The organism is Streptomyces albidicamelliae (genome assembly GCF_025642175.1).
Classification (GTDB): domain Bacteria; phylum Actinomycetota; class Actinomycetes; order Streptomycetales; family Streptomycetaceae; genus Streptomyces; species Streptomyces albidocamelliae.
This window is the reverse complement of the sequence record NZ_CP106795.1, coordinates 2,064,818-2,088,480: the sequence shown is the minus strand read 5'-3', so window position 1 is coordinate 2,088,480 and position 23,663 is coordinate 2,064,818. Positions and strand designations below refer to the sequence as shown.

General features: G+C 73.0%; 19 protein-coding genes and 3 pseudogenes. 12 read left to right on the top strand and 10 right to left on the bottom strand.

The window, feature by feature from the left end; all coding sequences use genetic code 11:
* Positions 1–571 precede the first annotated feature (571 nt).
* From N8I86_RS09720 to N8I86_RS09695, 6 genes and pseudogenes are all read left to right on the top strand, one after another.
* A complete protein-coding gene (locus N8I86_RS09720) occupies positions 572–2,332 on the top strand; it encodes an FAD/NAD(P)-binding protein (protein ID WP_263277594.1) in 1,761 nt (586 codons plus the stop codon).
* Positions 2,333–2,372: 40 nt separating this feature from the next.
* Positions 2,373–2,945, top strand: a pseudogene (locus tag N8I86_RS09715) (amino acid ABC transporter ATP-binding protein).
* Between the two features lie 52 nt (positions 2,946–2,997).
* Complete coding sequence (locus N8I86_RS09710; protein ID WP_263277593.1) at positions 2,998–4,104, top strand: LLM class flavin-dependent oxidoreductase; 1,107 nt, start codon at positions 2,998–3,000, stop codon at positions 4,102–4,104.
* Positions 4,105–4,117: 13 nt separating this feature from the next.
* A pseudogene (locus N8I86_RS09705) lies at positions 4,118–4,911 on the top strand (DUF1684 domain-containing protein).
* A 225-nt stretch (positions 4,912–5,136) separates the two neighbouring features.
* Positions 5,137–6,036: a S1 family peptidase gene (locus N8I86_RS09700; RefSeq protein WP_073899910.1), complete on the top strand. Its 900-nt coding sequence runs from the start codon at positions 5,137–5,139 to the stop codon at positions 6,034–6,036.
* 331 nt (positions 6,037–6,367) lie between these two features.
* Entirely contained in the window at positions 6,368–7,450 is a 1,083-nt protein-coding gene (locus N8I86_RS09695; RefSeq protein WP_263277592.1) for a S1 family peptidase, read from the top strand.
* A gap of 441 nt (positions 7,451–7,891) precedes the next feature.
* Here the strand turns inward: N8I86_RS09695 and N8I86_RS09690 are convergent, their stop codons facing one another.
* The 3 genes from N8I86_RS09690 to N8I86_RS09680 all read right to left on the bottom strand — a co-directional run bounded on the left by N8I86_RS09690 (position 7,892) and on the right by N8I86_RS09680 (position 12,879).
* On the bottom strand, positions 7,892–8,872 hold the full coding sequence (locus tag N8I86_RS09690; protein ID WP_263277591.1) for a DNA polymerase Y family protein: 981 nt from the start codon (positions 8,870–8,872) through the stop codon (positions 7,892–7,894).
* The gene (locus tag N8I86_RS09685) at positions 8,869–12,321 is read right to left on the bottom strand and encodes a DNA polymerase III subunit alpha (protein ID WP_263277590.1); all 3,453 of its coding nucleotides are present in this window, start codon (positions 12,319–12,321) and stop codon (positions 8,869–8,871) included. The genes N8I86_RS09690 and N8I86_RS09685 overlap by 4 nt, the downstream gene beginning before the upstream one ends.
* A gap of 183 nt (positions 12,322–12,504) precedes the next feature.
* On the bottom strand, positions 12,505–12,879 hold the full coding sequence (locus N8I86_RS09680; RefSeq protein ID WP_263280087.1) for a cupin domain-containing protein: 375 nt from the start codon (positions 12,877–12,879) through the stop codon (positions 12,505–12,507).
* A 97-nt stretch (positions 12,880–12,976) separates the two neighbouring features.
* On the opposite strand from N8I86_RS09680, the gene N8I86_RS09675 reads away from it, so the two are divergent.
* Both N8I86_RS09675 and N8I86_RS09670 read left to right on the top strand, forming a co-directional pair.
* Complete coding sequence (locus N8I86_RS09675; protein ID WP_073899899.1) at positions 12,977–13,423, top strand: MarR family winged helix-turn-helix transcriptional regulator; 447 nt, start codon at positions 12,977–12,979, stop codon at positions 13,421–13,423.
* 183 nt (positions 13,424–13,606) lie between these two features.
* The gene (locus N8I86_RS09670; protein WP_263277589.1) at positions 13,607–14,467 is read left to right on the top strand and encodes an esterase/lipase family protein; all 861 of its coding nucleotides are present in this window, start codon (positions 13,607–13,609) and stop codon (positions 14,465–14,467) included.
* 51 nt (positions 14,468–14,518) lie between these two features.
* On the opposite strand, the gene N8I86_RS09665 is transcribed toward N8I86_RS09670, so the two are convergent.
* Positions 14,519–15,574 (bottom strand): lytic polysaccharide monooxygenase auxiliary activity family 9 protein, encoded by a 1,056-nt coding sequence (locus N8I86_RS09665; RefSeq protein ID WP_263277588.1) that lies wholly within the window; start codon positions 15,572–15,574, stop codon positions 14,519–14,521.
* 166 nt (positions 15,575–15,740) lie between these two features.
* Between N8I86_RS09665 and N8I86_RS09660 the strand changes: the two genes are divergently transcribed.
* Positions 15,741–16,199: a GNAT family N-acetyltransferase gene (locus tag N8I86_RS09660; protein ID WP_263277587.1), complete on the top strand. Its 459-nt coding sequence runs from the start codon at positions 15,741–15,743 to the stop codon at positions 16,197–16,199.
* Between the two features lie 15 nt (positions 16,200–16,214).
* Here N8I86_RS09660 and N8I86_RS09655 read toward each other — a convergent pair whose 3' ends face one another.
* Positions 16,215–16,349 (bottom strand): hypothetical protein, encoded by a 135-nt coding sequence (locus N8I86_RS09655; RefSeq protein ID WP_107423831.1) that lies wholly within the window; start codon positions 16,347–16,349, stop codon positions 16,215–16,217.
* 138 nt (positions 16,350–16,487) lie between these two features.
* Between N8I86_RS09655 and N8I86_RS09650 the strand changes: the two genes are divergently transcribed.
* Positions 16,488–17,108, top strand: a complete 621-nt coding sequence (locus N8I86_RS09650) for a class I SAM-dependent methyltransferase (protein ID WP_263277586.1) — start codon at positions 16,488–16,490, stop codon at positions 17,106–17,108.
* Positions 17,109–17,130: 22 nt separating this feature from the next.
* Here the strand turns inward: N8I86_RS09650 and N8I86_RS09645 are convergent, their stop codons facing one another.
* Together N8I86_RS09645 and N8I86_RS09640 are read right to left on the bottom strand one after the other, a co-directional pair.
* Positions 17,131–17,631: a ribonuclease FAU-1 family protein gene (locus N8I86_RS09645; RefSeq protein ID WP_073900089.1), complete on the bottom strand. Its 501-nt coding sequence runs from the start codon at positions 17,629–17,631 to the stop codon at positions 17,131–17,133.
* Entirely contained in the window at positions 17,612–18,541 is a 930-nt protein-coding gene (locus tag N8I86_RS09640) for a GNAT family N-acetyltransferase (RefSeq protein WP_263277585.1), read from the bottom strand. The genes N8I86_RS09645 and N8I86_RS09640 overlap by 20 nt, the downstream gene beginning before the upstream one ends.
* Before the next feature lie 71 nt (positions 18,542–18,612).
* On the opposite strand from N8I86_RS09640, the gene N8I86_RS09635 reads away from it, so the two are divergent.
* Positions 18,613–18,981 (top strand): GntR family transcriptional regulator, encoded by a 369-nt coding sequence (locus tag N8I86_RS09635; protein WP_073899886.1) that lies wholly within the window; start codon positions 18,613–18,615, stop codon positions 18,979–18,981.
* Between the two features lie 43 nt (positions 18,982–19,024).
* Here N8I86_RS09635 and N8I86_RS09630 read toward each other — a convergent pair whose 3' ends face one another.
* Both N8I86_RS09630 and N8I86_RS09625 read right to left on the bottom strand, forming a co-directional pair.
* Positions 19,025–19,795, bottom strand: coding sequence for a DUF72 domain-containing protein (locus N8I86_RS09630; RefSeq protein WP_263277584.1), 771 nt, complete (start codon positions 19,793–19,795; stop codon positions 19,025–19,027).
* A gap of 15 nt (positions 19,796–19,810) precedes the next feature.
* Complete coding sequence (locus N8I86_RS09625; protein ID WP_073899882.1) at positions 19,811–20,905, bottom strand: DUF5925 domain-containing protein; 1,095 nt, start codon at positions 20,903–20,905, stop codon at positions 19,811–19,813.
* Between the two features lie 300 nt (positions 20,906–21,205).
* Between N8I86_RS09625 and N8I86_RS09620 the strand changes: the two genes are divergently transcribed.
* Positions 21,206–22,009, top strand: a complete 804-nt coding sequence (locus tag N8I86_RS09620; protein ID WP_073899880.1) for an SGNH/GDSL hydrolase family protein — start codon at positions 21,206–21,208, stop codon at positions 22,007–22,009.
* 18 nt (positions 22,010–22,027) lie between these two features.
* Here the strand turns inward: N8I86_RS09620 and N8I86_RS09615 are convergent.
* A pseudogene (locus N8I86_RS09615) lies at positions 22,028–23,652 on the bottom strand (serine/threonine-protein kinase).
* Between the last annotated feature and the right edge of the window lie 11 nt (positions 23,653–23,663).

Sequence of the window (23,663 nt, the reverse complement as noted above, 5' to 3'; positions counted from 1 at the left end):
GGCCGTCGGACAGGTAGGTGGTGCCGGGCGGGGTGCCGTACGCATCGGGAAGCGGTCTCCTGGAGCAGAAGGACGTGAGGCAACGCGAGGAAGGAAAGGCGAGGGGAGGGGTGCGCGTGTGAAGGCGTGGCGGAACACGGGAGAACGCGAGGACACCCGCCGCGAGGCGGGGGCGCGCAGGGGGTCGGCTCAACAGGAGGAGGACCACACGCGACCGAAGTCGATGTGGGAGCGGGTGACCAGCCACTGCTGCGGATGCATGGGCCAAGTGGAACAGGCATCCGATGGCCCGTCAACCGACCTGAGACGTACGGCTCACAGTATGGACATCCTTGACAGCGCACCGAAACGGACGCGTACTCTCGGCGCACGGCCCTGCTGAGGGGCTCGGCCGTGTCCCGCCCCGCTGGGCGCGCCCGTGTGAAGGCACCACCCCCTGACTCTTCCTGTCACGGAGCCTTCGCATGTCATCCGACACCCTCGCCCAAGTCCCCACCGCACCGCTGCTGATGGTCGCGACCCTCTGGTACGCCGTCGTCACCTCCCTGCTCAGCGGCACGGGGGACGCGCGATGAGGCCCCAGCTGGTGATCGTGGGAGCCGGTCCGCGGGGGACCGGCATTCTCGAACGCCTCGCCGCCAACGCCCCCGAGCTGTACGCCGGTACCGGCCTCGACATCCACCTGGTCGACCCGCACCCGCCGGGCAGCGGGCGCATCTGGCGCGAGGCCCAGTCGCCGCTGCTGTGGATGAACTCGCACGCCGAGGACGTCACCATGTTCACCGACGACACCGTGCTGATGGACGGCCCGGTGCGCGAGGGCCCCACCCTGCACGAGTGGGCCGCACTGGGCGGCCGCACCTTCGCCGACCGGCGGCTCCAGGGCCGCTATCTGCGCTGGGTCCACGAACGGGCATGCGCCGAGCTGCCGCCCGGCGTCACCGTCCACCACCACCCCCGCCGCGCCCTGCGGATCACCGGCTCGCCCGAGGGCCGCCAGCAGGTGTGGCTGGAGGACCGCCCGCGCCCCCTCCACGCCGACCTGGTCGTCCTCGCCGTCGGCCATCTGGACGCCGAGCCGGACCCGGCACAGGCCGGGCTGGCGGCGTACGCCCGGGCGCACGGCCTGGTGCACCTGCCGCCCGACTTCACCGCCGACAGCGACCTGTCCGTCCTGCGGGCCGGCGAGCCCGTGCTGGTGCGGGGCTTCGGGCTGGCCTTCGTGGACCTCATGGTGCTGCTCACCGAGGGACGCGGCGGACGGTACGAGGGGGACACCTACCTCCCCTCCGGGCGGGAGCCCGTGCTGTACGTCGGCTCACGGCGCGGGGTGCCGTACCACGCGAAGATCGGCTACGACTGGACCGGCGACCGGCCCCCGCTGCCCCGCTTTCTCGGCCCCGCCGAGGTGCGCCGGCTGCTGGCCCGGCCGGACGGGTTCGACTTCCGGCGCGACGTGTGGCCCCTGGTGGAGAAGGAGCTGGGGTTCGCCCACTACCACCGGCTGTTCACCGCCCACCCCGAGCGCACCGCGATGCCGTGGACCGCCTTCGAGGAGAGGTACGCGCGCACCGGCGGACCCGCCGAGGCGGGCGCGCTGATCGCCGCCGCCGTACCGGACCCGGCCGACCGGCTCGACCTGGCCGCGCTCGACCGTCCGCTCGACGGCGTGCGCCACACCTCCCACGAGGCGTTCCAGGAAGGGCTGCGCGGCTACATCGAGGACGACCTGGCCCGCCGTCACGATCCGGCGTTCAGCGCCGACCTGGGGGTCTTCCTCGGGCTGCTCTCCGTCTACGGGCAGCTCGTGCGGCTCGGGAACACCGGCACCGGATGGCACGGGTTCTTCAGCTATCTGGCCTCCGGTCCGCCCGGACCCCGGCTGCGGCAGATGCTCGCGCTGTCCCGGGCCGGCCTGCTCAGGTTCGTCGGCGCCGACATGGCCGTCACCGCCGAGGACGGGCTGTTCCGGGCCACCAGCCCCACCGTGCCGGACTTCCACGTCGAGGCCCGCGCGCTGGTCGAGGCCCGGCTGCCCGAGCCCACCGTGTCGCGGGCCCGCGACAGCCTGCTGCGCGAACTGCACGCCGACGGCGCCGCCGAGACCTCCGACGGGCTGCTCCGGGTCGACCCCGGCGACGGCCGGATCCTCGACGGCGCCGGGCGCCCGCACCCGCGGCGCTTCGCCCTCGGCCCGTACACCGACGCCCGTACCCCCGGCGCCTTCACACGGCCCCGCACCGGCGGGCCCGCGTTCCGGCAGAACGACGCCGTCGCCCGGGCGGTGCTGACCTTCGTACGGGACCGGGCGGCCGGACGCGCCGCCGCCTGAGCCATCCCCCTTCCGCGAACTCGTAAAGGACACGCATGCGATGACCGTCATGGTCGACATCAGGTCGGTGCACAAGAGCTTCGGCTCGCTCGAGGTGTTCAGGGGCATCGACCTTGTACGAACTCCCCGAGCGCCAGGTGCTCCGACAGCGCACCCGGATCGGTTTCGTCTTCCAGAACTTCCCCCTCTTCCCGCACCTCACGGTCCTCGACAACGTCGTCGAGGCACCCGTGTCCGGGCGGAATCGGCCGCGGAGGGAGGCCGAGGCGAGCGCGCGCCGGCTGCTGGCGCGCGTCGGGCTCGCCGACAGGGCCGGCGCGCCTGTCCACGGCAGTTGTCCGGGCTCGCGCTGGAGCCCCGGCTGCTGCTGTTCCACGAGCCGACCTCGGCACTCGACCCCGAGCCGGCCGGCGAAGTGCTCGCAGTCCGGGACCTGGCCGACCGGGGCACGACGATGATCGTCGTCACGCACGAGATCGGGTTCGCCCGGGAGATCGCCGACACCGTCGTGTTCACGGCCGACGGGAGGATCGTCGAACAGGGCCCACCGCAGGAGGTGCTCGGCGCTCCGCGGGAGGAGCGGACACGGGCGTTCCTCTCGAAGGTGCTGTGAGGATGGCCGGCTCGCGGCCGTCACCGCGGAGCGGCATGCGCAGGCGCGGCGCATGAGCAGTCTGCTGCACCTCGCCGCCGCCCTCGACCAGCTGGACGTCCACGACGCCGGGAGCTACGTCGAACTCGCCCGGCTCGCCGAGCGCGGCGGCCTGGACTTCGTCACGCTGGACGACTCCCCGGACCCCTCCGGTCCCGACGCCCTCGCGGTGCTGTGCCGGGTGGCGCCCGCGACCCGGCGGATCGGACTGGTCCCGACCCTCACCGCCACCCCCACGGCGCCGTACCGGGTGCCGGCGGCCGTGGCCGCCCTGGACCGGGTCGGCCGGGGGCGGGCCGGCTGGCGCGTCGACGTGTCCGGCGGCGCGGAGGAGGCCCGGCCGTCCGGCCGCCGGGCCGTGACACCGGACGGGACGGCGCGGTTCGGGCCGGGTGAGGCCACCGGCTCGGCGGCGGGACCGTGGGAGGAGTGGTGGGCGGGACGGGACGACGGCACGGCGGCGGGTCCGTGGGGCGGCGAGGTCGTGCGGGCCCCGGCGGGCGGCCCGCTCCCCGGACACGACCGGGCGCACCCGGCCGGCTCCACCGCCACCGCCCTCCAGGACCGCGGCCCCACGCCGCTGCCCGGTCCGGCGCCGGGCGACTGCGTCCGCGTGGTCGACGCCACCGACGAGCGGACCTGGAACGGTGCCGCCTTGCACGCGGACGTGGCGCTGGTCCGTGCCGCGACCCCGGCGCGCGCCGCCGCCGTACGAGACGGACTGCGCGCGCGTGCGGCCGTTCACGGACGGCGGCCGGACGCACTGCGGGTGCTGGTGAGCCTGCTGGTGGATCTCGGCGACGGCGAGTACGCGGCCGAACCGGGACACGGCGGCGGGGGGCCGCGGCCCACCACGCGGGGCCCGCTCTACCGCGGCGGCCCGGTCGACCTCGCCGAACTGGTCGGCTCCTGGCACGCGGCCGGTGTCACCGACGGTTTCCACCTGCTGCCCGCCGAACCGCGCCGCGATCTGGAGCGGCTGGTCAACGGCACGGTGGCGCTGCTCCAGCACCGCGGCCTGTTCCGTACCTTCTACCCGGGCGGCACCCTGCGCGAGCACCTGGGCCTCGCCGCACCGGCGTACCGGACGGCCCCGCGGGGAACGGCCGAACACCGATGAGAGGAATGACGGCATGACGACGGACGCGCCCGACGCGTGGAAGCGGTGGCACGAGCAGCGCGTGGAAACGGTTTCCGCGCCCTACGGACCGCTCGCCCTGACCGCGACCCACTGGATCGAGGATTATCCGGAGGGGCGACTTCCGGACATTCCCGGGATCTGGGCCACGGACGGTGCGGGAGTCGTCCTCACCGCCGCCGAAGCCGACGGCCTCACCGTGGACGGCCGGCCCTTCACCGGCGGGCTCCCGCTCACGGCCGACGACGGACCACAGGCCGCGTCGCGCGTCGCCCTCGGCCGCAAACGGCTGTTCGTCCTGGTCCGTGAGGGTGTCTGGGGGGTCCGGGTCTACGACCCCGAAGCCGCGGCCCGCCGTGCCTTCCGGGGTGTCGAGGCCACCCCCTACGACCCCCGCTGGTCGGTGCCGGGGTGCTACACGCCGTACGACGGCCCCCGTACCGTCCGGGTCGGCCACGCGGACGGCCGGGAACGCGGGCTCGCGCTCGCCGGCGAACTCGCCTTCACCCTCGCCGGGCGGGAACGGACGCTGCAGGTGGCACGGCAGGGCTACGGGCGGCTGTGGGCGGTGTTCGCCGACGCCACGAGCGGCGTCACCAGCTTCCGGTTCCGGTTCCTGCATCCCGCGGCGCCGGACGGCGACGGCCGCACCACGGTCGACTTCAACCGGGCCCAACTCCCGCCCAACTCCCGCCGTGCGCCTTCGCCGAGCACTTCATCTGCCCTTTTCCGCCACCCGGCAACACGCTGGACCTGGCGGTCACCGCGGGGGAGCGTGCGCTGACCTGACGTCAGGAAGGAGCCGGGGGCAAGCGCTTGCCGGGGCGGACGCACCGAGATGGTTCAAAGTCCAACGGCCGAAAGGCACCCTTGTGCCGACCGGCCGTTCGGCCGAATACTCCCCCTCAGCGCTTGTCAGGGGCATGCGTGTTCGGAAACCAGCCGCGCCCCTGGCTGCGCCTCACGGGCCCCGACCCCACGCGGGCCCCCGACTTCCCTTGGAGGGAACGAAACGTGAGGATCAAGCGCACCACTCCCCGCAGCGGCACCGCTAGACGGACCCGGCTCCTCGCCGTGGCCACCGGCTTCCTGGCCGCGGCGGCGTTCGCCGCCCCCACCGCGAACGCCAGCGACGCCCACACGTTCAGCGCCACCCAGCTCAGCACGGCGAGCGCCTCCGTGCTCAAGGCCGACGTCCCCGGTACGGCCTGGGCGGTGGACGCCAAGACCAACCGCGTCGTCGTCACCGTCGACAGCACGGTGTCCAAGGCCGAGATCGCCAAGATCAAGGAGCAGGCCGCCGGCAACGCGGGCGCGCTCACCATCAAGCACACGGCCGGCAAGTTCAACAAGCTGATCACCGGCGGCGACGCGATCTACGGCGGCTCCTACCGCTGCTCGCTCGGCTTCAACGTGCACAGCGGCAGCACCTACTACTTCCTGACCGCGGGTCACTGCGGCGAGGTCGCCTCCACGTGGTACAGCAACTCGGGCCACACCACGGTGCTGGGCACCAACGTCGGCTACAGCTTCCCGGGCAACGACTTCGCGCTGGTGCGGTACACCAACTCCTCGGTGGCGCACCCGAGCGCGGTCGGCAGCCAGACGATCAGCCGCGCGGCCACCCCGTCCGTGGGTACGACCGTCTACCGGCGCGGTTCCACCACCGGCACGCACAGCGGCCGGGTGACGGCACTGAACGCCACGGTCAACTACGGCGGCGGTGACGTCGTCTACGGCCTGATCCAGACCACCGTGTGCGCAGAGGGCGGCGACAGCGGCGGTCCCCTCTACTCCGGGTCCACGGCCTACGGTCTGACCTCCGGCGGCAGCGGCAACTGCAGCTCCGGCGGCACGACCTTCTTCCAGCCGGTGACCGAGGCGCTGAGCTACTACGGGGTCACGCTTCCCTGACGGTTCCCCTTCCGGATTCACCGGGCCCCCGCACGCCGTGCCGCGTGCGGGGGCTCGCCGTTGTGCGCTCCGGGGGCGGTGATTTTCGGCCAGGCGTGACGGTCACCGTCCGCCGAGCGGTTACTCGCTCGTAGTGTTTGCAGCGCGAACTTCCAGGCGTGCGCGAGGGCCTGATGGCGAGACGGCGCGTGCGCACCGCCTCCGCGCGCGTCCTGAAGTCGACCTTGTGTGCTCCCTGTGCCGTTAGGAAGAGTAGGCGCCCGTCAACCAGCCTTCCGGCCCGTCAGGTCCCCACAACCCGACCGGCCGACCCCCCACAGGAGGACACGAGTTGAAGCACCGACGCATATCCGGGCGGCGCGCGGCCATGGCGGGCGGCGCTGTGGCCGCACTGGTCGCCGCGGGTGTCACCTTGCAGAATGCGAACGCCAGCGAACCCGCCCCGTCCACGCCGGAGCTGCGGATCCTGTCCGCTCCGGCGGCCGGAAAGCTCGCCTCGACCCTCGGCAGTGACCTCGGCGCCGACTCGGCCGGCAGCTACTACGACGCCCGGGCGAAGCGTCTCGTCGTGAACGTACTCGACGAGACCGCGGCGAAGACCGTCGAGGCGGCCGGGGCCAAGGCCAGAATCGTCGCCAACTCCCTCGCCGAACTGGGTGCCGCGCGCACCACGCTGAAGGCCGACGCGACCATCCCCGGCACCTCCTGGGCGACCGACCCGGTCAGTAACAAGGTGGTCGTCACCGCGGACCGTACGGTGTCCGGCGCCGGGTGGGACAAGCTCAGCAAGGTCGTCGACGGTCTCGGCGCAAAGGCCGAACTGAAGCGGTCCACGGGGAAGTTCAAGCCCTTCATCGCCGGTGGCGACGCGATCAACGGATCGGGCGGCCGCTGCTCGCTCGGCTTCAACGTGGTCAAGGACGGGCAGCCGTTCTTCCTGACCGCCGGTCACTGCACCCAGGCCATCTCCACCTGGACGGACTCCAGCGGCAAGCAGATCGGGAAGAACGAGGAGTCGCACTTCCCGGGGACCGACTTCGGCCTGGTCAAGTACACGGCCCAGGTGGACCACCCCAGCGAGGTCGACCTCTACGACGGCACCTCCCAGAAGATCAGCGGCGCCGCCGAGGCCACCGTCGGCATGAAGGTGACCCGCAGCGGTTCGACGACCAAGGTGCACTCCGGCACGGTCACCGGCCTGAACGCCACGGTCAACTACTCCGAGGGCTCGGTCAGCGGCCTGATCCAGACCGACGTGTGCGCCGAGCCCGGTGACAGCGGCGGCGCGCTCTTCTCGGGCGACGCCGCCGTCGGCCTGACCTCCGGCGGCAGCGGGGACTGCACCGCCGGCGGAGAGACCTTCTTCCAGCCCGTCACCGCGGCCCTGAAGGCCACGGGCACGCAGATCGGCTGACCCGCCCGACACCCCGACACCACGCCCCGCCCCGGCCTCCGGGACGGGGCGTGCGGCTGCGACACCCGGACCGGACGATCGGCAGCGGGTTCGGCCGGTGGTCCGCGGCGGCTTCGGGTGTGTGCTTGTCCGGCGCTGCGGCCCTGGCGGTCGCGGGCCCGTGGATCGGTCGATCCACGGGTGGCCGGGCGTGAGGTCTCGGTCGGGCCTTCGGGGGTGGGGGCGTGTTGGTTCGCCCGGGCCGGCAGAGAGGCCGCGTACCTGGGGACAGGGGGCCGGCCACCGGCCCCGGCCGGCCGCCGGTGCGCACCGCCGGCCGGTGGTTCGACGGCGGCTTCGGGTGTGCGCTCGTCCGGTGCTGCGGCCCTGGCGGTCGCGGGCCCGTGGATCGGTCGATCCACTGGCGGCAGGCGGGCGATCGCGGGGCTCCGGTCGCCGGGGTCAGTCCGCGAGGGCTGCCGGGCGTACCGCCTGGGGGCCGAAGCGGCGGCGTGCCCGGTCCGCGGCGGCTTCGGCCGCGCGTGCCCGCCCGTCGCCGGGGTCCAGCGAGAGCTGGCGGTAGGCGTTACCGGTCGGCAGCAGGCCGTCGGCGCGGATCGCGAAGGCACGGACTCTCGCCCGTTGCAGTCCGAGGGCGGTCAGCAGTCCGAGGGCGGTCGCGGCGAGGGCGGGGGAGTGGTCGGTCGCCTCCGGCAGCGTGCGGGTGCGCGCGCTGGAACTGCGGTCGGCGTACCGCACGGTGAGGGTGAGCCGGCCGGCGACCTGCTTCTCGCCGCGCAGGCGCTGGCCGACCCGGTCGGCGAGGCCGAGGACGGCCCGGTGCTGCTGTGCCGGGTCGAGGCAGTCCCGGTCCAGCACGACGTCCGCGGTCAGGTGCGCCGCCGGTTCCGCCGGGGCGACCGGGCGGGGGTCGCGGCCGTGGGCGCGCTCGGCCAGCAGGCGGGCCGGGCCGGCGCCGAGAAGCCGTTGCAGGGTCGCCATGGGGAGGTCGGTGATCTGGCCGATGGTGTGCAGCCCGTACCTGCCGAGCGTGTCCGCCGTGGCCCGGCCGATCCCCGGCAGCGCGGTGACCGGGCGGGTGTACAGCCAGTCGGCGGCCCGGTCGGCGGGCACCCAGGTGGCGTGTCCGGGCGCGGCGGTGTCGGCCGCCATCGCCGCCAGCATGCGGTTGCCCGCGAGCCCGGCGCTGCTGTCGATGCCGTAGAGGAGCTTCAGCCTGAGCTGGGTCGTCTGGATCAGCTCGTAGGGGGACAGGTCGAAGTACCTGAGCGCCGAGGTCAGGTCCAGCTGGACGGCGTCGGGCGGAACGGCCTGGACATGGGGTGTGACACCGGACATCAGTTCGATGATGTCGTCGTACCGGGTCTCTTCCGGTGCGGCGTGCAGATGGATGTGGGCGATGTGCCGCTGACGCGTCGTCATCCTGCGCTCCCCTGGCTGGTGTACCCGAACTTCTTCAGGTCCGCCGAACGGCTGCCGGCGGGCTGCAGATCGGCGTACGGATGCAGCCGGGCGCCCGTGGTGCCGTTGGCCAGGGTGCGCCGCGGCTGGGCGGGGGTCGGATGCGGATGACGGGAGCCGATGAGGGCGAGCGCGGCCTCCGGGCCGTCGTCGCGGCGGGCGGCGGCGATCTCGTCCAGGTCCCAGGCCATGGTGCCGACGACGGTCCGGCGGGTGCCGCGCACCTGGACCGTGCCGCGGACCAGCAGCAGCCCGCTGTGGAAGACGGTGTACGCGCAGGCCGGGTGGGAGTCCTCGAAGAACGCCAGGTCGACCAGGCCCGAGCCGTCCTCCAGGGTGACGAAGATGATCCGCTTGCCGCTCGCGATCGGCGGTGTCTGGGTGGAGGCCCGCACACCGGCGACGAGGACCTGCTGACCGGCGCGCAGTCCGGCCAGGTGGGCCGCGTCGGTCGCGCCGATCTCGCGCAGCAGCCGGTGGTGGTGCTCCATCAGGTGCTTGGAGACGTCGATGCCGAGGGTGCTCAGTTCGGCGCTCAGGGCCTCGCGGCCGGTCAGCTCCGGCAGACCGCTCGGCTCCGCCCCGCCGACCGCGTGCGTGTCGAAGGGCAACTGGCCCTTGCCCGCCGACCTGCTGCGGGACTGCCGGTGGAGTTCGGCGATCTGGAGCAGCAGGTCACGCCGGGTGAGAGGGCCGTCGTGGAGGGAGTTCAGGGCGCCGATCTCCGCGAGGCGTTCGGCGACCGGCCTGCTGGGACGGGCCCGCTGCCAGAAGTCCGACAGCGATCCGTACGGCTGCTCCTCCTCGATCCGGGCGCACTCCTCCTCGCCGATGCCGTGCACCGCGGAGAGGGCGAGGCGTACACCCCATTGCTCCCCGTCGGTCTTCTCCACGGTGTGCTTCACCCCGGAGCGGTTGACGTCGACGGGCAGCACCGGCACACCGCGCCGGCGGGCGTCGGAGACGAGGACCCGCTTGGGCCACATGCCGGGGTCGTGTTCGAGGAGGCCGGCCAGCAGGAACGCCGGATAGTGCGCCTTGAGCCAGGCGCTCTGCAGGGCGGGTACGGCGAACGCGACCGCGTGCGCCCGGCAGAAGCCGTAGGCGCCGAAGGCCTCGACGGTCTTCCAGACCTGGTCCCGCACCTCCTCGGAGTAACCGCGCGCCTCCGTTCGCTGGTGGAACCAGTCCCTGATCCCCGGCATCCGCTCCTTGTCGCCGAGCGCCCGCCGGGCCATCTCGGCCAGGGCGCGGTCGCAGCCCGTCATCACCGACAGCGTCTCGATGATCTGCTCGTGCCAGATCGTCACGCCGTAGGTGTCGCAGAGCACGGGTTCGAGGTCCGGGTGGGCGTACCGGGGTGTGCCGCCGTGGCGTGCGGCGATGTACCGCTCGGGCATGCCCCCGGCGACCGGTCCGGGACGGAAGAGGCTGATGTCGGCGATGACGTCCTGCGGATCGCGGGGCTGCAACCGGGACAGCAGGTCCTGCTGGCCGGGCGACTCCAGCTGGAACAGCCCCAGGGTCTGGCTCTCCTGGATCAGCTTGAACGCGAAGACGTCGTCGAGCGGCACCTGCTCGGGGTCGTCCAGGTCGATGTGGTTGCCGGTGGTCCGCTCGATCTCGGTGACGGCGTGGGCCATCGCCGACTGCATACGGACCCCCAGCACGTCGAGCTTGATGTTGCCCAGCGCCTCGATCTCCTCCTTCGCCGCCATGGCCATGGGGTAGTCCCCCTGCGGTGTGGGCTGCACCGGCAGCCGGTCCAGCAGGGTCGCGTCGCTGACGACCACGCCGCAGGGGTGCATGGCCATGCCGTGGACCAGTGAGTCGAGGCCTTCGGCGAGCTCCCACAGCGGTCCGTACCGGTCGGCCTCGGCGGCCAGTTGCCGCAGTTCGGGCAGTTCGGCGAGCGCGCGGCTGATGTCCGAGGCCCTCAGGTGCGGAAAGCTCTTGGCGATCCGGTCGATGTCCGCGGGCGCGATGCCGAGGGCCAGGCCGGTGTCCCGCAGGGCCCGGCGGGCCCGGTAGGTCTCGGGCATCGCGGTGACCGCCACCCGCTCCTTGCCGAACCGCTCGAAGATCGTGTCGTAGCACTCCAGCCGCCGGGCGGACTCCACGTCGATGTCGATGTCGGGCAGCGACGCCCGGCGCACGCTCAGGAAGCGTTCGAACAGCAGGCGGTGGTCGAGCGGGTTGGCCGTGGCGATCCCCAGGGCGTGGCAGACCATCGACCCGGCGCCGGAGCCGCGGGCCGCGACCCGGATGCCCTTCTCCCGGATGTCGGCCACGACCTGGCCGACGGCGAGGAAGTACGAGTCGTAGTCCAGCTCGGAGATCACGCCGAGTTCGTCGTCCAGCCGGTCCAGGGCCGCCCGGTCGCGGTCGAGGCCGCGTCGGACCAGGCCGGCCTCGCACCGCGCGCGCAGCAGTTGCGCGGCGCCCGCCGTGCCGGGACCGGCGCCGAAGAGCGTCGGCTCCGGGAAGTGCGGCCTGCCCAGGCCGAGGTCGGCCGCGGGGTCGACGGTGCACAGGTCGGCGGTGGCGGCGGTGTCCGCCAGCAGCCGCTCGGCCCGCCGGGCGTCGGCTCCGGCGCACTCGGCGATCATCAGCGCGGTGGCCGCCATGCTCTTCTCGTCCTTGAGCCAGCGCTGCCCGCTGTCCAGCCGGCGCCGGTCGATCGGGCGCAGCAGTCGCGCGGCGTCCAGGACGTCGGCCAGCCGGTGCTGGTCCGGGTCGGCGTAGCGGACGGAGTTGGAGAGCACCGCGGCGGTACGGGTGCGGTCGGCGAGCGCCAGGGTGCGGGCGGCGAGGCGGAGCGAACCGGGCCCGGTGCCGAAACGTTTATGCACCACGGCTTCCAGCCTGATCCCCCCGCCGAAGATCTCCTGCCACGGCGCCAGCAGCCGCACGGCCACGTCCTCGCGGCCGGCCGCCAGGGCCCGTACCGGTTCCGAGAGCGGTCCGAGCAGCACGGTCAGACCGGGGCCGCCGTACTCGCGCAGCGCCTCCCACGGCACTATCGGAGCCGTACCGGACACCGCGCCGACATGGCCGGCCGACGTGATGCGGCACAACCGGGCCCATCCCTCCCGGTTCTGCGCGAGCAGCGTGAACCGCAGCGGCGGCTCGACGACGTGTGCGCCACCGCGCGCGGGGGTGCGGTGGCGCCGGGCGGGCGGTGGCGGCGCGAGGGCCGCCACCGCGAGGTCGATCCCGAAGAGCGGCCGTATCCCCGCCCCGGCGCACGCCTCGGCGAACCGGACGGCGCCGGTGACGGTGTCCCGGTCGGTGAGTGCGAGCGCGGTCATGCCCCGCTCGGCCGCCCGCCGGGCGAGGAGCTCGGGCTGGGCGGCGCCGTAGCGGACGGAGTAACCGGACGCGACGTGCAGATGGGCGAAGCCCGCCATGCCGCACCTCCCTCACTCCACCCCTTTTCCGCCATACGTCCGATACGTACATCGTACGCTCGTTCGATTACTGTAACCCCACCCGCATCGGTCGGGCGACCAGAAATCGAACGTGTCAGCGATTATCTTCCCGGGACGGAGTGCCGGTGGAACGGGATCTCCCGTGATCCGGCGGGGGCGGGCTCAGTTGGCCCAGGGCGGGGAGAGGCGGGTGCCGTCGGCCAGGCGGGCTTCCAGGCCGATCGAGGTGGTGACCCAGGAGATCGCGGTGTGGTCCGTCGGATTGGTCACGGCCAGGGTCGCCCCCGGATTGATGATCACCGTGTCGCCGGCGGTGATCCGGTCGGTCCGGCCGTCGAGCGTGATGAGCAGCTCGCCGATGAGCAGGTGGAAGATCTCCTCCCGGTTGACGGTGTGGGCGGGGGCCTCGGTGCCCGGCGGTATCTCGCCCCGCCACGCGCACAGCTCCTTGCTGCCGGTGAGCGGGGTGGCGTACGAGACGAACCGGGCGCCGTGGATCTCATGGGTCACGGCTTCCGAGGAGCGGATGACGGGCATGGCGGTGTCTCCCTGGGGAAAGTGGTCAAGCTGCTTGACCATCTCTCCATATGGTCAAGCAGCTTGACCAAATCGTCAAGGGTGTTTCAATGCCTCCGTGCAGAACTCCGACGCCATGGCCCTGTCCGCCGCCCTGCTCGCCGTGGCGGGCGACCTCACCCAGCGCATCCACGACGGGGTGGTGGCCCGCGGCTTCACCGACCTCCGGCCCGCCCACGGCTTCGCCTTCGCGCGGCTCGCGCCGGACGGTGCCACCGTCACCGACCTCGCCGCCCACCTCGGGGTGACCAAGCAGGCGGCGAGTCAACTGGTGGAGGAGATCGTGCGCAAGGGGTACGCCGAGCGGCTGCCGCACCCGGAGGACGCGCGCGCCCGGCTGATCGTGCTGACCGGGCGGGGGTGGGCCTGCACCCGGGCGGCGGAGGAGGCGGCCGCCGAGGTCGTGGGGCGCTGGGCCGAACTGCTGGGCGAGGGTGAAGTGCGCGTGTTGCGCGACCGTCTGGCCCGGATCGCTCCCTACGGTCCGATCAGGCCTGCCTGGTGACGGTCCGTCGGAGCGCCGGTGCGGCGCGCCGGTGATGCTCCGGTTATCACTGGAAGTTTTTACTGACGCGTAACTTCACACTTCCACTACTCGTCCGTAACTTGACGAGTGAACAGCATCCTCGTGATCCGGATCACAGGGTAAGGCCGTCGCACCTCCCTTGAGCCGCAAGGAGATCACACGATGCTGCCCTGGAAGCGAGTGCTCAGACCCCTCGCCGCGCTGCTCCTCACCGCCGCCGTCGCCACCCTCCCCGCCGCCACCGCCCAGGCCGCCTCCGCCCCGAGCAGCGGCTGGAACGACTTCTCCTGCAAGCCCTCCGCCGCCCACCCCCGCCCGGTCGTCCTGGTCCACGGAACCCTGGGCAACTCGATCGACAACTGGCTCTCCCTCGCCCCGTACCTGAAGGACCGCGGGTACTGCGTCTACTCCCTGGACTACGGCCAGCTGCCCGGTGTCCTGCTCTTCCACGGCCTCGGGCCCATCGACAAGTCGGCCGAACAGCTGTCCGCCTACGTCGACAAGGTGCTCGCCGCCACCGGAGCCGCCGAGGCCGACCTGGTCGGCCACTCCCAGGGCGGCCTGATGCCCCGGTACTACCTCAAGTTCCTCGGCGGAGCCGGCAAGGTGAACGCCCTCGTCGGCATCGCACCCGACAACCACGGCGCCACTCTGAGCGGGCTCACCAACCTGCTGCCGTACTTCCCCGGGGCCGCGAACCTGATCAAGGCCACCACCCCCGGCCTCGGCGACCAGATCCCCGGCTCCGCCTTCCTCACCAAGCTCAACGCGGACGGCGACACCGTCCCCGGAGTGCACTACACGGTCCTCGCCACCAAGTACGACGAGGTGGCCACCCCCTGGCGCAGCCAGTACCTGACCGGCCCCGACGTCCGCAACGTCCTGCTGCAGGACCTGTGCCCGCTCGACCTCTCCGAACACGTGGCGATCGGCCTGTTCGACCGGATCGCCTTCCACGAGGTGGCCAACGCGCTCGACCCGGCCCACGCCACCGCCACCACCTGCGCGTCGGCCTTCAGCTGACGCACCGCCGGGGCCCGTCCGGCCTGAGCCGCCGGACGGGCCCCGGAACCCTCACCCGCGGCGGCCGCCCGCGGCGCGCCGCCGCACCGACAGGAACAGCGCCGCCGAACCGAGCGCCAGCGCGGCCGCGCCGCCGATGGCCGCGTACGCGGTGCCGGTGGACGCGCCGGTCTCGGCGAGGTCCTCCGGACTCCCCTCGGCCTTCGGCCGGTCGGGCGCGGCGGCGGGCTCCGCCGAGGTGCTCGCGTCGTCGTCCCCGTGACCGTGGTGCTCGACCGTCGACTTGTCCTCGCCGGCCGCGATCTGCTCGTCGGACGGCGCGGAGGCGACCGGAGCCGGGGTGGACCCGGCGGATCCGGTGCTCTCCGTGCCGCCGGAGCCGGAGCCGGAGCCGGAGCCGGTGTCTTCGGTGCTCCCCGTGCCGCCGCTGCTCTCCGTGCTCCCCGTGCTTCCCGTGCTTCCCGTACCGCCGAAGTCGACGTCCGAGCAGGAGTAGAACGCCTCCGGGCTGTCCGAGCGCTGCCAGATGGCGTACAGCAACTGCCGTCCGGACCGCTCGGGAAGCCTGCCGGCGAAGGTGTAGAAGCCGCCCGAGGCGGAGGGGTCGGTGACCGTCGCCACCGGGTGCTCCAGATCCAGCGCGGACCAGGCCAGCGGCTTCGCGGGGTCGTAACCGGGCTTGGTCAGATAGACCTTGAAGGTCCCCCTGTGCGGCGCGGTCACCCGGTACTCGAAGGTGTACGACCCACCGCGCACGCTCGTCGCCGGCCAGTCGGCGCGGGCCAGGTCGAGCCCCTTGAACTCGGCGTTGCCCGCGCTGCACAGCCTGCCGTCCGGGATCAGCTGCTGGTGCCGGCCGTTCGCATCACCGATCCGGATGCCGTTCCAGTCGTACAGGGCCTGGGTGCCGCCGGCCGTCACGGCCGCCCTGCACGCGGCCGACTTCGGGCTCTCCGGTCCCTCCGCGTAGCACTGCGAGACCCGGCTGACCGGGTCGCCCATCGAGCCGTGCGCGGACGCGGGGGTGGCGGCGAGCGCGGTCAGGGCGAGCGGTGCCGTACCGAGTACGGCGACGGCGGCGGCCTTGCGGCGGGCGCGAGCGGGCATGCGGAACTCCTCCGGACGGTCCGTGGGGGTGGGGTGGATCCCGTGGGGTGATCCGAAACTAGCCCCGGAAGACCGTGGAATCGCCTGCTGGAGGCGGGTGGAGGAGATCCTTATGGTCCCCTTAAGGGGGTGCTCAGACTGCGCTCAGACAGCTACCGTGCGCGGCATGGACGACCAGGAGAACGAGGGGGTCCGGCCGGCCCGCGCTGCCGACGTACCGGCCGTGCGCGCGGTGACGGACGCGGCCTACCGCCCCTACATCGAGCGCATCGGCGTGGTGCCCCGACCCATGGAGGCGGACCACGGAGCGGACGTGGCCGCCGGCCGGGTGTTCGTCACCGGCGACCCCGTCGTCGGGCTGGTGGTGGTCGAGGCGTTCGCCGACCACCTCTTCCTGGACAGCGTCGCCGTCCACCCCGCCGCCCACGGCACGGGCGTGGGGCGGCGGCTGCTGCGCTTCGTGGAGACGCACGCGCGTGAGCTGGGGCTCGGTGAGATCAGGCTCTACACGAACGCGATGATGTGGGAGAACCGGAGGATCTACCCGAAGTACGGGTACGAACTCGTGGAACGCCGCGTCGACGGCCCCTACGACCGGATCCACTACCGCAAGCCGCTGGGCTGACGGCGCCGGGCGGCATCAGCCGTCGGGCCACCAGGTGCGCGCGATGTCCTTGCGCACTTCGGGGCGTCCCGCGGGGCGCTCCTCGGCCTCTTCGCGGATCCGGCGGGTGTCCGTCCTCTTCAGGGGCTTCTGCAGGATCGAGCGGCGCATGGCTGCCTCCTTCAGTGCCTACCGGGTTCCGCGATGTCACGGCGATAGACCCTTTTGGCGAGAGTTCCTCATCGGTGCCGGTCTGTCAGTGGCGGCTGTCACGTCCGCGTTGTCAGTGCTGTGTGTCACTCTCCGGGGATGACGAGCGAGAGTGGACGCACGGTTGCGGATGCCCCGTACGTGGACTGGGATGCCCGGGCCGCCGCGTTCGACGACGAGCCGGACCACGGCCTGCGCGACCCCGAGGTCCGCGAGGCCTGGTCGGACCGGCTCCGCACCTGGCTGCCCGAGGACCCCGCCGATCTCCTCGACCTCGGCTGCGGCACGGGCAGCATGTCGCTCCTCGCGGCCGGCCAGGGACACCGGGTGACGGCCGTCGACCTGTCCCCGGCGATGGTCGAGCGGGCCCGGGCCAAGCTGGCCGGCCACGACGCGGTGGTGCTGCGCGGACAGGCCGCCGACCCGCCGGTGGGGGAGCGGCGCTTCGACGTGATCCTCGTGCGCCACGTGCTGTGGACGCTGCCGGACCCCGCCCGGGTCCTGCGGCGCTGGCGGGACCTGCTGCGGCCCGGAGGCCGCTTCGTGCTGGTCGAGGGCGTCTGGGGCACCCTGCACCCCGTCGGCCTGTCCGCCGGGCGCCTCACCGCCCTGCTGGAGCCGCTGACGGCCGCCCCGCGCGTGGAACGGCTGTCCGGCGACCCGCGGCTGTGGGGCAAGGACGTCGACGACGAGCGGTACGTCGTGATCGCCACCGTGTGAGCGCGCCCGGCGACACCGGACGTCAGGCGAGCAGCTCCGCGAAGCCGCCCGCACGGGCCAGCGCCTCCAGCTCGCCGAGGGCGGCGAGGGCGGCCGACGCGGCCGCGGGGTCCCGCTCCGCCAGACCGCTCTCGGCGAACTCGTCCTCGTCCAGCCGCCGCACGTCCGAGCCGTCGGCGGAGCGCCACAGGTCCAGGTCGAGGTCCTCCACGACCAGTTCGCCGCCGGAGACGACCGCGGGCCGGGTGATGTCGCAGTACCAGCCCTTGAGGGAGCCGTCCGCGGCACGCACCTCCTTCACCGAGTACCAGCGGTCACGCCAGTAGTACTCGGTGAAGACGTCGCCCGGCTCGAACCGCACGAAGCCGAAGTCACGGACTCCGGAACCCGCCCAGGGCGCCCGCACCGCGATCCGGGTGCCGTCGTCCCCGAGCGCGTCCGCCGGGTAACGGATCTTCGTACGGCCCGCCTTGACCAGGACGACCTCCAGACGGGCCGCCGGATCAGCCGAGTTCACGGACATGACGCACCTCCGTGGCGCAGATCTCGTAACCGAGCCACTTGTTGATCGCGATCATCGGGTCGTTCCCCGCGTCGTTCCCGGTGAACGCCTCGGTGAGGCCGGCGGCTCGGGCCCGGTGCAGGGAGTGGGTCTTGGCGAGCTTGGCCAGGCCGCGGCCGCGGTGGGCGCGGGCGGTGCCGGTCATCGCCGTGGAGTAGCGGCCGCCGCCGTCGGTGTAGGCGACGCTGAAGGCGACCGGGCGGCCGTCGACGCACGCGGCCACCGTCAGGTCGCGGTCCAGCAGCGGATGCTTCCAGTACTGCTCGATCCAGGCGTCGTAGTCGGTGTACTCGACGTCGATGTCTCCGGGCTCGTCCCGCATCGTCTCCGTGTCCAGCTCGAACAGCGGACGCGGGTCGTCCGCGAAGTCCGCGGCCGTACGCAGCTCGACACCCGCCGGGGTCTCCGGGAGCGCCGGGAGGGCGGCGCCCGCCAGGTCGAGGCGGAGGAAGTGGGAGGAGCGGCTGCTCCGATAGCCGTGCCGCTCCGCGAAGGCGCGGTGGGCCGGCTCGTCGAGGACCCAGGTGAACAGCCGGGTGGCACCCTCGGCGGTGAGGTGCTCCTCGGCCGCGCGCAGCAGCAGCCCGCCCGCGCCACGGCCGGTCCGGTCGGGCCGGACGTAGATGTTCACCAGGCCCTGGCCCGGCTCGGCGCTGTCGTGGGCCAGATGGACCTGGGCCGTACCGATCACCTCGCCGTCCTCCTCCGCGACCAGGGGGCGGTACCGGGCCTCCGCCGGGACGTGGACGGCGTTGTGACGGACCGAGTCCGAGGTGAACAGGATGTACGGCAGGGCGAGCCGCCGCACCCGGGCGAAGCCCTCGGTGTCGGCCGGGACGTCGGGGCGGAGGTCGCGCACGATCACTGTCATGGGCAGGCACCGTACGCGGCGGACTTCCCCCGGTGCCTCTCATTTTCCGGCGGGTGCGGGACAATCGCCCCGTGAGCCTGAAGATCCGCATCGACGACAGCGCGCCCCCCTACGAGCAGGTACGGGCGCAGATCTCCGAGCAGGCGCGGTCCGGGTCTCTCCCGGTGGGGTACCGGCTGCCGACCGTGCGGGGGCTCGCCGAGTCCCTGGGGCTCGCGGTGAACACGGTGGCCAAGGCGTACCGGGCCCTGGAGGGCGACGGGGTGATCGAGACGCGGGGGCGCAACGGCACGTTCGTGGCCGCCGCCGGCTCGGCCGCCGAGCGCGAGGCGTCGTCGGCCGCCCAGGCGTACGCGGAGCGGGTGCGGCGGCTGGGCCTGGGCGAGGACGAGGCCCTGGCCGCGGTCCGCGACGCCCTGCGCGCCGCCTACGGCGAGTAGCCGGGCCCCGCCGGGGCGGCTCCGGCCCCCGGCCGCACGGCGGTCACCGGTGCCTGGCGGGCTCCGGAAACCGTGTCACCTCAAGACCCGCCCGGCCCGCCGCCCTGCCGAAGACCACCGCGTCTTGGACCGCAGCGCCCCCCGGGTCGTTGTTGAAGTACGCGTACACGTCCTCCGTGCCGCCGAACGTCGTCGCGATCCGGTCCACCCACGTCTCCAGCGACCGTCGGCCGTAGCGCGGCCACGGCTGGGCGCGGCCCTGGTGGAAACGGACGTAGCCCCAGCCTGTGGTGCGCCACAGCGGGGCGACCGGGCGGGCCAGGACGTCAGCCCAGCACAGGGCCGCGCCCCGGGACTCCAGCACCGCGCGCACCTCCGGCGTCCACCACGAGTCGTGGCGCGGCTCGACCGCGACCCGGGTGCCGGCCGGGAAGCAGGCCAGGCAGGCGTCCAGCAGGGACGGGTCGGCACGCAGGGTGGGCGGGAGCTGGAGCAGGACCGGGCCCAGCCGGTCGCCGAGCCCCGCCGCGTGGCTCATCAGCCGCTCCACCGGCTCCCCCGGATCCTTCAGCCGCTTGATGTGGGTGAGATAGCGGCTGGCCTTGACCGCGAACACGAAGTCCGGGGGCACCCGCTCACGCCACGCCTCGAAGTTCTCGCGCGTCGGCAGCCGGTAGAAGGCGTTGTTGATCTCCACCGTCGCGAACAGCCGGGTGTACTCCTCCAGCCACAGCCGCGCCGGGACCCCGGCCGGATAGACGAGGTCCCGCCAGTCCTTGTACTGCCACCCGGAGGTGCCGAGGAACAAGGTCATGGCACCATCAAAGCACTACAGGTACAGGCCCGCGTCCGCCCCTTCGCGGGCGCCGGGCACCGACGTCGGCGTCGTGCCCCTGCGCAGCGCGTACAGCTCGGCGAGGGTCGCCCCCTCCCGGCCGACGCCCTCCTCCGTGCCCAGCCAGTTCACCGCCTCGCCGCGGGTCAGCGGGCCCACCTCGATCCGGGCCAGACAGCGGCCGGGGCGGACCACCGCCGGGTGCAGCCGCTCCAGGTCCTCGTTGGTGGTGACGCCCACCAGGACGTTGCGGCCCTGGCCGAGCAGCCCGTCGGTGAGGTTCAGCAGCCGGGACAGCGCCTGGCCCGCCGTGTGCCGGGCCTCGCCGCGGATCAGTTCGTCGCAGTCCTCCAGCAGCAGGAGCCGCCAGCGGCCCTTGCCGGCGCCGTCGTCCTCGCCGATCGCGATGTCCATCAGATAACCGACGTCGGAGAAGAGCCGCTCCGGGTCGAGCACGCAGTCGACCTGGCACCAGTCGCGCCAGGAGCGGGCCAGGGTGCGCAGCGCCGAGGTCTTCCCGGTGCCGGGCGGTCCGTGCAGCAGGAGCAGCCGCCCGGCGATGTCCTCCGGGGTCGTCTTCATCAGACGGTCCATCGCGTCCGCCACCGGCGCGGTGTAGTTGGGCCGGACCTCGTCCCAGGTGCCCGCCGAGATCTGCCGGGTCGTGCGGTGCGGGCCGCGCCTCGGCGAGACGTACCAGAACCCCATCGTCACGTTCTCCGGCTGCGGTTCGGGCTCGTCGGCCGCGCCGTCCGTGGCCTGGTCGAGGATCCGCTTCGCCAGTTCGGCGCTGGTCGCGGTGACCGTGACGTCCGCACCCCGGTTCCAGCGCGACACCAGCAGGGTCCAGCCGTCGCCCTCGGCGAGGGTCGCGCTGCGGTCGTCGTCGCGGGCGACCCGCAGCACTCGGGCGCCGTCCGGCACCAGGGTCGCGCCGGAACGCACGCGGTCGATGTTCGCCGCGTGCGAGTACGGCTGCTCGCCCGTCGCGAAGCGGCCGAGGAACAGCGCGTCGACGACGTCGGACGGCGAGTCGGAGTCGTCGACGTGGAGCCGGATCGGCAGAGCGTCGTGTGGGTTCGCAGACATGCCGCCATGATCCGGCACGGATGCCCTCCGCGCACGGCATTTCCGCCGCTTGTTCCGGGTGTTCCAGAACTGTTCCGGGTGTTCCCGGAGAGCCGCCCGGCACCCTCCGGCACCACCGGTACGGCCGGTGCCGCCCGCTGACGGCCCGTCAACCCACGGTCCGGTCATGTGCAATAGATGAGCGGTGAACGTTTCGCGTTGATCCTGTTGAGACCACAAAAGTCTTGGCATGGACACTTCCCGTCAACACGCGTAGTTGCTACGACAGTTGTGGCAGAGATGCTGCTAAAGGGAGGTTCCATGAGACGTTCCCGACTTACCGGATTCGTGACCTCGCTCCTCCTCGCCGCCGGCCTCGGTCTCACCGGGGCCGCTTCGGCGCAGGCGTCCACGACCGCCGCCGGTGGCTACGTGGCCCTCGGTGACTCCTACTCCTCCGGGGTGGGATCCGGCAGCTACATCAGCTCCAGCGGCAGCTGTGACCGCAGCACCAAGGCGTACCCGTACCTGTGGAACGCCGCCCACAGCCCGTCGTCGTTCGCCTTCAACGCCTGCTCGGGCGCCAAGACCGACGACGTCCTCGCGGGCCAGCTCGGCTCGCTGAACTCCTCCACCTCACTGGTGTCCCTCACCATCGGCGGCAACGACGCCGGCTTCGCCGACGTCATGACGACCTGTGTGCTCCAGTCCGACAGCGCCTGCATCTCCAAGATCAACACGGCCCGGGCGTACGTCGCCAACACGCTTCCCGGCAAGCTGGACACCGTCTACAACACGATCAGCGCGAAGGCCCCGTCCGCCCGGGTGGTCGTCATCGGCTACCCCCGCTTCTACCTGCTCGGCCAGTCCTGCCTCGGCCTCTCCGAGACCAAGAGGTCCGCGATCAACGACGCCTCCGACTTCCTCAACACCACCATCAAGGCCCGCGCCACCGCCCACAGCTTCGTCTTCGGCGACGTCCGCACCACGTTCTCCGGTCACGAGATCTGCTCGAGCAACTCCTGGCTGCACAGCGTCAACTGGCTCAACATCGGCGAGTCCTACCACCCCACCGCGGCCGGTCAGTCCGGCGGCTACCTGCCGGTGTTCACGAACAACGCGTGACCCGTTCGGGCTCGCCCGTCAGGGTGAACTCGCCGGCGAGCCCGAGGCCGATGCGGAGGCCCCGTCCGACGGGGTCTCCGTCGGGGTGCAGGTCACCGAGAACGGCACGGAGTTCGAGGTCGTCCGCACCGGAGAGCGCACCTCCACGCTGATCTCGTTCTCGACCGTCCCGCCCCCTTCCGGGTACGCCGTGACCGTCACCCGCACCTGTTTGGTCCGTCCGGCGCCCTCCGCGAAGGACAGCGTCCGCCACCCCGGCTCCGACACCGAACCGTGGGCCGCCACCCACCGGTACTCCACGTCGGCCGGCAGCCGCCCCACCGTGAACGTCGCCGTGAACGCCGGCATGCTCGCCGACGGCGGCGGACAGGTCCCGGAGTACGTCGTGCCCGTACCGGTCAGGGTGACGTGCACGGACTGGGCCGGCCGGCTGCTCGCCGACGCGCTGGCGCGCGTGGGCGGCGCAGGTGCCGCCGTGTCCGCGTCGGTGCTGCCGGTGGAGGCGGGGAGTGCGCGCTGCCGCTCGCCCGGCCGGTGTTCGCGGTGTCCTTCCCGCCGTCGCCGTCACCGCCCCGGTGCAGCAGCGCGTACGTCAGTCCCGCCAGTGCCAGGACGACCGCGAGGACGCCGGCGACCAGGACCAGCGCGGCACGGCGGTTCCGCCCGGTCCCCCGATCCGGCTGCGCGGCCGTCGTCGCGGGGTCCGGATACCCGGTGGGCAGCGGCATCGGCGGGGTGCCGGAGGGCCGCGGTGACGGGGACACCGTCGTCGGGGCGTACGGCGACACGACGGCCGCCGTCTCCGTCCGGGACGTGCCGCCCGCCGCCACCAGCCGCAGCTCCCGCTCGGCCTGCTCAGCGGACAGCCGCTCGGCCGGGTCCTTGCGCAGCAGCCCGGCGATCACGGTTGCGAGCGGACCCGCCCGGCGGGCCGGCGGCAACTCCTCGTCCACCACGGCCCGCAGGGTGCTCAGCGGGGTGTCCTGCCGGAACGGGGTGACGCCCTCCACGGCGGCGTACAGCAGCACGCCCAGCGACCACAGGTCCGATTCCGGCCCCGGCGTGCGCCCCAGCGCCCGCTCCGGGGCGAGGAACTCGGGCGAGCCGATCACCTCGCCGGTCATCGTCAGCGCGGACGTGCCCTCGACCGTGGCGATCCCGAAGTCGGTGAGGACCACCCGGCCGTCGTTGGCCAGCAGCACGTTGGCCGGCTTCACGTCCCGGTGGAGCACCCCGGCCGCGTGCGCGCCGCGCAGCGCCGAGAGGACCTCGGCGCCGATGTGCGCGGCCCGCTGCGGCGGCATCGGCCCCTCCGCCTCCAACTGGTCGGCGAGGGACAGGCCGCGCACCAGCTCCATCACGATCCAGGGCCGGCCCGCCTCCATCGCCACGTCGTACACGGTGACCACGTTGCGGTTCGCGACCCTGGCCGCCGCCCACGCCTCACGCTCCAGGCGGGCGTACATCCGCTCCACGTCCGAGGCCGGCAGCCCGGCCGGGGCCCGCACCTCCTTGACGGCCACCTCCCGGTGCAGCGCCTCGTCACGGGCGCGCCACACCGTCCCCATGCCGCCCTCGCCCAGCGGGGACAGCAGGCGGTAGCGGTCCGCGATCACACGTTCACGGCCCGGCTCTTCGGACACGGGCGCCCCCA